1 protein-coding gene is annotated in these 5,108 nt (G+C 70.9%); it reads left to right on the forward strand.

Annotation, left to right across the window (positions count from 1 at the left end):
- On the forward strand, positions 1 to 5,108 hold a 5,108-nt coding region (locus tag OQ789_RS25495; RefSeq protein ID WP_324689166.1), incomplete at both ends, for an SDR family NAD(P)-dependent oxidoreductase.

The following is a 5,108-nucleotide window of genomic DNA, read 5'->3' on the forward strand; positions in this document are numbered from 1 at the left end:
CTGGGCGGCTCGGTCGTTCGCGGCACCGCGGCGCCCGCGGGCAAGACCGTGTTCGTCTTCCCCGGCCAGGGATCCCAATGGCCGGGTATGGCCGATGAATTGCTCGACACCGCACCGGTATTCGCACAGCAGATCCGGGAATGCGAAGAGGCCTTCGCCGAATTCGTCGACTGGCCGCTGACCGGTGTGCTGCGGGGCGCACCCGATGCGCCCGGGCTGGACCGGGTCGACGTCGTGCAACCGGTGCTCTTCGCGGTGATGGTGTCGCTGGCCGAGCTGTGGAAGTCGGTCGGGGTGACTCCGGACGCGGTGATCGGCCATTCGCAGGGTGAAATCGCCGCTGCCTACGTCGCCGGTGCGCTGTCGCTGCGCGACGCCGCCCGGGTGGTCACGTTGCGCAGCAAGCTCTTGACGTCACTGGCCGGACCGGGCGGGATGCTGTCGATCGCGTGCAGCACCGAACGGGCCCGGGAGTTGTTGGCGCCCTATGGCAGTCGCGTCAGCATCGCCGCCGTCAACGGCAGGTCGGCCGTCGTGGTGTCGGGTGAGGTGGCCGCGCTCGACGAGCTTGTCGGCTTCTGCGCCGATCTGGAGTTGCGGACCCGGCGGATCGACGTGGACTATGCCTCGCACTCGGTCGAGGTCGAGGCGATCCGCGCTGACCTTGCGCAGGTGCTGACCGGTATCGAGCCGCGCTCGTCGCGCATCGCGTTCTTCTCCACGGTGACCGGAAACCGTTTGGACACAGCCGGATTGGACGCCGACTACTGGTATCGCAACATCCGGCAGACTGTGCAGTTCGATCAGGCGGTGCGCAGCGCCTGCGAGCACGGATACCGCACGTTCATCGAATCCAGTCCCCACCCGGCCCTGGTCGCCGGCCTCGAGGACACCGCCAACGACCAGGGGGGCGCCGACACCGAGGCGATCGTCATCCCCACCCTGGGTCGCGACGACGGTGGACTCGACCGATTCCTGACGTCGGCGGCAACCGCGTTCGTCGCGGGAGTGAGCGTCCGCTGGCGCGGCGCGCTGGACGGCGCAGGCTTCGTCGAGTTGCCGACGTATGCCTTTGACCGGCGCCGGTTTTGGCTGTCCGAGGGCGTAGCGGCCGACGCCTCGGGGCTGGGGCTGGGCGCGGGCGAGCATCCGCTGTTGAGCGCGGTCGTCGAGCTGCCGGCGTCGGGCGGCGTGGTGCTGACCGGGCGCTTGTCGGCGAGCCTGCAGGGCTGGCTGACCGATCACGCCGTGTCCGGCACGATCGTGTTCCCCGGGTCCGGCTTCGTGGAGCTGGCGATCCGCGCCGGTGACGAGGTCGGCTGCTCGACGGTCGAAGAACTTACGCTGCAGGCGCCGTTGCTGCTGCCCGCCAAGGATTCCGGGCCCGCATCGGTCGCGGTGCAGGTGGTGGTCGGTCCCGGCGAAGAGTCCGGCCGGCGCGAGGTGTCGATCTTCTCGCGCGCCGAGTCCGGGTCCGGCTGGGTGTGCCACGCGGAAGGGATGCTGAGCCCCGGCTCGGTCGAGCCGGGCGCGGACCTGTCGGCGTGGCCGCCTGCGGGAGCCGTCAAGGTCGACGCGGCCGACGGCTACGAGCGGCTGGCCGCGCGCGGGTACGGCTACGGGCCGGCGTTTCAGGGCCTGACCGCGGCGTGGATGCGTGACGACGAGGTGTTCGCCGAGGTGCGGCTGCCCGACGCCGCCGGCGGCGTCGGCGGTTTCGGCGTGCACCCGGCGTTGCTGGATGCGGCCATGCATGCGCTGGTCGTCAGTCACGACCTCGCGGGCCAGACCGAGGAAGTGGTGTTGCCGTTCTCGTGGCAGGGTGTGTCGTTGCACGCCGCGGGCGCCTCGGCGGTCCGTGCGCGCATCGCGCCGGCGGGCCCGTCGGGCGTCTCCATCGAGCTCGCCGACGGACTCGGCTTGCCGGTGCTGTCGGTGCGCGCGATGGTCGCGCGCCCGGTGAGCGAGCGCCAGCTGCGCGCGGCGGTGTCGGCCTCGGGTCCGGATCGGCTGTTCGAGGTGGTCTGGTCACCGGCGCCGCCGGCCCCGACCGCAGCCGGCGCCGGGCCCGTTGTGCACGAGGTATTCGAATCCGTTGCCGCCGGCGAGGATCCGGTCTTCGGGTCGTATGAGCGTACGCATCGGGCGCTGGCGGCCGTGCAGTCATGGCTGACCGGGCACGGCTCCGGAGTGCTGGTGGTCGCGACCCGCTGCGCGATGGGGCTGGCGGGCGAGGACGTCACCGATCTGGCCGGCGCGGCGGTGTGGGGGCTGGTTCGGTCGGCGCAGACCGAACATCCCGGCCGGATCGTCCTGGTGGATTCCGATGCGGCGCTTGATGATAGCGCGATAGCGACCGTTCTGGCGGTCGGCGAGCCCGCGGTGTTGCTGCGGGGCGGGACGGCGTACACCGCGCGGGTGCGCGGCAGCCGCGCGGTCGACGGCATCCTGACGCCGCCGGCCGACGGGCCCTGGCGGCTCGGGATCAGCAGCGCGGGCACGTTCGAAAACCTGCAATTGGAGCCGGTTCCCAATGCGGGCGCGGCGCTGGAGCCCGGCCAGGTTCGGGTGGCCCTGCGCGCCATCGCCACCAACTTTCGCGACGTCATGATCACCCTGGGCATGTTCACCCACGACGCCCTGCTCGGCGGTGAGGGCGCCGGCGTGGTGGTCGAAGTCGGGCCTGGCGTCACCGAGTTCGCGGTCGGTGACTCGGTGTACGGCTTCTTCCCCGACGGCAGCGGCACCCTGGTGCCCGGCGACGTGCGCCTGCTGCAGCACAAGCCCGCCGAGTGGTCCTACCCCGAAGCCGCGGGCATTTCGGCGGTGTTCACCACCGCCTACATGGCGTTCGTCCACCTGGCCGACGCCAAGCCGGGGCAGCGGGTGCTGGTGCACGCCGCAGCGGGCGGCGTCGGGATGGCTGCCGTTGCGCTGGGCAGGCATCTCGGCCTAGAGGTGTTCGCGACGGCCAGCCGCGGCAAGTGGGACACCTTGCGTGCCATGGGCTTTGACGACGATCACATCGCCGATTCGCGCAGCCTGGAATTCGAGGACAAGTTCCGGACGGTCACCGGCAGCGCCGGCATGGATATCGTGCTGGACTCGCTGGCCGGCGAATTCGTCGACGCCTCATTGCGGCTCGTCGCCCCCGGCGGCGTGTTCCTGGAGATGGGCAAGACCGACATCCGCGACCCGGGCGTGGTGGCCCAGCAGTACCCGGGTGTGCGCTACCGCGCCTTCGACCTGTTCGAGCCGGGACGCCCCCGGATGCACCAGTGGATGCAGGAGCTGGCCGGGCTGTTCGACGCCGGGGTGTTGAAAACGTTGCCCGTCACGACCTTTGACGTGCGACGCGCCCGCACCGCGTTGCGGTACCTGAGCCAGGCCCGCCACATCGGCAAGGTCGTCATGACTTTGCCTTCTGGGCCGGGTGCCGGCCCAAGTTCGGGGCTGAATGCGGGCACGGTGCTCATCACCGGCGGAACCGGCATGGCGGGTTCGACGCTGGCCCGCCACCTGGCGGCACACCACGGCGTCGAGGACCTGGTGCTGCTGAGCCGGCGCGGCCCGGAAGCTGCCGGGGCCGCCGAGTTGGTCGCCGAGCTGCACGCCGCGGGGGCCCGGGCGCGCGTCGTCGCGTGCGATGCGGCCGACCGGGCGGCGCTGGCGCGGGTCATCGACGACATTTCGGCGCGGCGGCCGCTGTCGGGCGTCATCCACGCGGCCGGGGTGCTGGACGACGCGATGGTCACCTCGCTGACCCCCGAGCGCGTCGACGCGGTGTTGCGGGCCAAGATCGACGCGGCCTGGAATCTGCACGAGCTGACCCGCGACGCGAATCTGTCTGCCTTCGTGATGTTTTCGTCGATGGCCGGGCTGGTCGGCTCGTCGGGCCAGGGCAACTACGCGGCGGCCAACTCGTTCTTGGACGGGCTGGCCGCGCACCGCCGGGCGCACGGGCTGCCTGCGGTTTCGCTGGCCTGGGGGTTGTGGGATCAGGCCAGCGCCATGACCGGCGGCCTGGACGCCGCCGACCTCGCCCGCCTGGGCCGCGACGGCATCTTGGCGCTGTCCTCGGACGAGGCCATGGAACTCTTCGACACCGCGCTGATCGTCGACGAACCTTTCCTGGCGCCGGCCCGCATCGATCTGGGCGCGCTGCGGGCTCATGCGGTCAGCGTCCCGCCGATGTTCACCGACCTGGTCAACGCTCCGACGCGCCGCCGGGTGGACGACTCGCTGGCCGCCGCGAAATCGAAATCGGCTCTGGCGCATCGCCTGGACGGATTGTCCGAGACCGAACAGCATGCCGTGCTGCTGGACCTGGTGCGCTCGCACATCGCCACCGTGCTGGGGAACACCGCCGCCGACGCGATCGACCCGGACAAGGCGTTCCAGGAGTTGGGCTTCGACTCGCTGACCGCGGTCGAGATGCGTAACCGGCTCAAAACCGCTACCGGACTGGCGCTTTCGCCCACCCTGATCTTCGATTATCCGACCCCCAACGGCCTGGCCGGCTATATCCGCACCCAGCTCGCCGGGCTGCCGCAGGAGATCAAGCACGCCCCGGTCGCCCGCGTCACCGACGACGACCCGATCGTCATCGTCGGCATGGCGTGCCGCTACCCGGGTGGGGTGAATTCCCCCGAGGACCTGTGGACCATGCTGGCCGAGGGCCGCGACGTGCTGTCCGAATTCCCGACCGATCGCGGCTGGGACCTGGCCGGCGTGTACAACCCGGATCCCGACGTGCCGGGCACCTGCTACACCCGCACCGGCGGCTTTGTGGACGGTGTCGGGGACTTCGATCCGGCCTTCTTCGGCATCGCGCCCAGCGAGGCGCTGTCCATGGACCCGCAGCAGCGCATGTTTCTCGAGCTGTCCTGGGAAGCGTTGGAGCGGGCCGGAATTGAGCCCGGCACGTTGCGCGGCAGCGCCACCGGAATGTTCGCCGGGGTGTACACGCAGGGTTACGGTATGGGCGCCGCGCCGGCCGCGGAGGGCTTCCGGCTGACCGGGCAGTCGTCGAGCGTCGCCTCGGGGCGGGTGTCTTATGTGCTGGGGCTGGAGGGGCCGGCGGTGTCGGTGGATACCGCGTGTTCGTC

This window comes from Mycobacterium sp. 94-17 (genome assembly GCF_035617725.1).
GTDB lineage: Bacteria > Actinomycetota > Actinomycetes > Mycobacteriales > Mycobacteriaceae > Mycobacterium.